Genomic DNA, 3424 nt, shown 5'->3' on the forward strand with positions numbered 1-3424 from the left:
TAGATTGGCCCCTGGAGGATCCAGACACTTCGCCCCTCTTAACTTAAGAGGTAGTCTTGGAACTATGTTCAGTACTAGTCGCAACGAGAAGATGGCCGAAGTGTTAACAGGAGCCGAGCGCCGTCGACGCCGGACTCCGCAAGAAAAGATCACCATGGTGCAGCAGACCTTTGAGCCCGGTATGACCGTCTCTCATGTCGCTCGCTTGCACGACGTCAACGCCAACCAGCTCTTCAAATGGCGCAAACAATTCCAGGAAGGCTCTCTCACGGCGATCACCGCCGGTGAGGATGTTGTTCCAGCCTCAGAGTTGGCTGCTGCCATCAAGCAGATCCGAGAGCTCCAGCGTCTGCTCGGGAAGAAGACCATGGAGAACGAGATCCTCAAAGAAGCTGTGGAGGTTGGTCGAGCAAAAAAATGGATTGCGCATGCGCCCTTGTTGCCGGGGGACGACGATTAAGGGCGGTGAGCCAAGCCCTTGGTGTATCGCGTGCGCAGCTATCCGTTCATGTTCATCGAAAACCTGGTTGGCGAGATGGCCGGCAGCATCGCCAACGCGATGACAGCGCCTTGCTTGCCCGGATCATGGGCGCGCTGGCAGAGCTCCCCTCCTATGGTTATCGGCGAGTCTGGGCGCTGTTACGACGTCAGTCAGAGGCCGAACGACTGCCCGTCGTCAACGCCAAGCGAGTATATCGCGTCATGCGCGATCATGGCCTGCTGCTGGAAAGAAAACCGGCGGTTCCCTTGGCTCAGCAGGCACATAAGGGGCGTGTCGCCGTTAACGAGAGCAATCGACGCTGGTGCTCGGATGGCTTTGAGTTTCGCTGCGATAATGGCGAAAAACTCCGGGTCACGTTCGCCATGGACTGCTGTGACAGGGAAGCCTTGGACTGGGCCGCCAGCACCGGGGGTTACGACAGTGACACGGTACAAGATGTCATGCTGCGCGCGGTCGAGCGTCGCTTCGGGGATGCGTTGCCGGCCTCACCGGTGGAATGGCTGACAGATAATGGCTCGGTGTATCGGGCCCATGAGACTCGCGCGTTCGCACGAGAAATCGGGTTGGAGCCCAGAACAACGGCGGTGAGGAGTCCACAGAGCAACGGTATCGCGGAGAGCTTCGTGAAGACGATGAAGCGAGACTATATCGAGATGATGCCGAAGCCGGATAGCCGAACAGCGGTAGGCAATTTGGCGATCGCGTTCGAGCATTACAACGAGCACCACCCGCACAGCGCCTTGGGGTATCGTTCCCCTCGGGAATATCTGCGCAGTCGGGTATCACAACCCTAAGCGGGAAAGAGTGTCTGGATCTATGGGGTCAAATCCATAGCCAGAATCGATCAGCATTTCCCGAACCAGCCTGCTGTTATCACCCTGGAGATGCCGAATAAGGACAATATCTTGCAACTGAATACCATCCAGGTTTTTCCACTCAAGTAAAACGCCGTAGCTACGTTTTTGATCCGAAGAGCGGGTTCGAGCGAGGACCTTGATGTGTCCTCCGATTTTTACCCAGCGTTCGGATTCCCTGCATTCCAGTGCATCTGGCAGTAATCGAAATTCCATAAGCACCTCCCGTTAAATGTTCTTCAGATACAGTTGAATGTCAGATAGCTTGAATCTAATTGAACGTCCGGTGGGGCCTAGCCTGATGGGGGCTGGTAAGTTTCCAGTTTTCACTAGGCGTCGTATTGTCGATGGCGAAAGAGCCGTCAGTTCGACCACTTCGGCAATTTTTATCAATTTTTCTTTCGGTGTCTCAGCCATACATCCTCCTGATATTTCATGTGTTGGCAGGAGCATTCTGCATTTTGTTTTCAGAAAACATCGCCGCTATAAGTGCCTTTTTTGGGCAAAGCGAAAAAATAATTTTTCACATAAAAACATACACTTACGACATGAGCTTGCTTGATGTAGATTATTCCCCCATTTCTTGGCTATTACCGTATTATTTTTTGATTCGCTAATCTGTCAGAAATTTCACATGTGAAATTTTTTGTGTCGACTTGGCTTGTAGCTCTAGGTGAGATCACGGACGGCGCAATAGTTAAAAAAATCCCCGAGCGATGCCCGGGGACCGATATACAAGAGACAGTCCTAAGGGGAAATCCAGTCAGACTGCTTCCCTTCAACTGACCGACGCATTACCAAAAAGGTGAGACAACGTACTCCCCGGTCTGTATGTCTGAATCGCCCCCAGTTCCCTAGACACCTCACAGCCTTAAAATGAGGCAACTATTGGAGGTGTTATGACCCGTCAGCGTTATCCAGAAACATTCAAAATCGAAGCCGTTAAACAAATCACCGAGCGCGGGCGGCCGGTGGCTGACGTTGCACGTGCCATCGGGGTATCCAGCCACAGCCTGTATGCATGGCTCAAGCAGTACGGTAAGCCTGCTGACCAGCAGATAGAAGAGTCTGCCTTGCAAGCCGAGATCCGCCGCCTGAAAACTGAACTGCGCCAGGTCACCGAGGAGCGCAATATTCTAAAGGAGGCCGCCGCGTACTTTGCCAGCGAGTCAAGGAAAGGTACGCGTTCATAACCTCCCGACTCGACCGGTACAGTGTCGTTACCCTGTGCCAGACCCTGGGGGTTCACCGAAGTGGCTTCTACGCGTGGTTGAAACAGCCCACATCGCCACGACAGCAGGAGGACGAACGACTGACCGGATTGGTCAAGCAATCCTGGCTGGAAAGTGGTGCTGTCTACGGTTATCGCAAGATCCATCGCGACCTTCGTGACGCAGGGGAAGCCTGCGGCAAGCACCGTGTGGCCAAATTAATGAAGCGGGAGGGACTGCGTTCGCAAACGGGCTATCAACGCCGCAAGGGGCATTATGGAGGCAAGAGCACGCAAGCTGCCCCAAACACGCTGGCACGTCAGTTTAAGGTGCCAGCCCCCAACATCATCTGGGTGACTGACATTACCTACATTCGCACTCAAGAAGGGTGGCTGTACCTGGCGGTGGTGCTCGACCTGTTCTCTCGCCAGATCGTCGGCTGGGCGATGAAGTCACGCATGACGGCAGACTTGGCGGTTGATGCGTTATTGATGGCCGTCTGGCGGCGCAAACCCAAGCAGCCGGTACTGGTGCATTCGGATCAGGGCAGCCAGTTTACCGGTGGTGAATGGCAAGACTTTCTGAAGGCCCACAACCTGAGTTGCAGTATGAGCCGACGGGGTAACTGTCACGACAACGCGGTCGCCGAGAGTTTCTTTCAGTTGCTCAAACGGGAGCGGATCAAGCGCAGGATTTACGCGACAAGAGACGAAGCCCGCAGCGATGTGTTTGATTATATCGAGATGTTTTACAACCCAATCAGGCGTCATGGTTCCAATGATGGGCTGTCGCCGGTAGAGTTTGAAAGGCAGTTTATTTTTCAGCAACAAAGTGTCTAGAAAACCAGGGGCGATTCA

Annotated in this window: 4 protein-coding genes; 2 read left to right on the forward strand and 2 right to left on the reverse strand. The window is 53.8% G+C overall.

Annotation, left to right across the window (positions count from 1 at the left end):
* Positions 1-91: 91 nt before the first annotated feature.
* A protein-coding gene (locus tag AB5Y72_RS02755) for an IS3 family transposase (RefSeq protein WP_270822696.1) occupies positions 92-1296 on the forward strand; the annotation gives its coding sequence in 2 pieces (ribosomal slippage) (positions 92-410 and positions 410-1296; 1206 coding nt in all).
* On the opposite strand, the gene AB5Y72_RS02760 is transcribed toward AB5Y72_RS02755, so the two are convergent.
* The gene (locus AB5Y72_RS02760; protein ID WP_368198575.1) at positions 1285-1572 is read right to left on the reverse strand and encodes a DUF927 domain-containing protein; all 288 of its coding nucleotides are present in this window, start codon (positions 1570-1572) and stop codon (positions 1285-1287) included. The two genes, AB5Y72_RS02755 and AB5Y72_RS02760, sit on opposite strands and share 12 nt — an antisense overlap.
* 12 nt (positions 1573-1584) lie before the next feature.
* On the reverse strand, positions 1585-1809 hold the full coding sequence (locus AB5Y72_RS02765; RefSeq protein WP_368198577.1) for a helix-turn-helix transcriptional regulator: 225 nt from the start codon (positions 1807-1809) through the stop codon (positions 1585-1587).
* Between the two features lie 446 nt (positions 1810-2255).
* On the opposite strand from AB5Y72_RS02765, the gene AB5Y72_RS02770 reads away from it, so the two are divergent.
* A protein-coding gene (locus AB5Y72_RS02770; RefSeq protein ID WP_325783120.1) for an IS3 family transposase occupies positions 2256-3406 on the forward strand; the annotation gives its coding sequence in 2 pieces (ribosomal slippage) (positions 2256-2493 and positions 2493-3406; 1152 coding nt in all).
* Positions 3407-3424: the final 18 nt, after the last annotated feature.

The organism is Aeromonas sp. R7-4 (assembly GCF_040908055.1).
Lineage (GTDB): Bacteria > Pseudomonadota > Gammaproteobacteria > Enterobacterales > Aeromonadaceae > Aeromonas > Aeromonas sanarellii.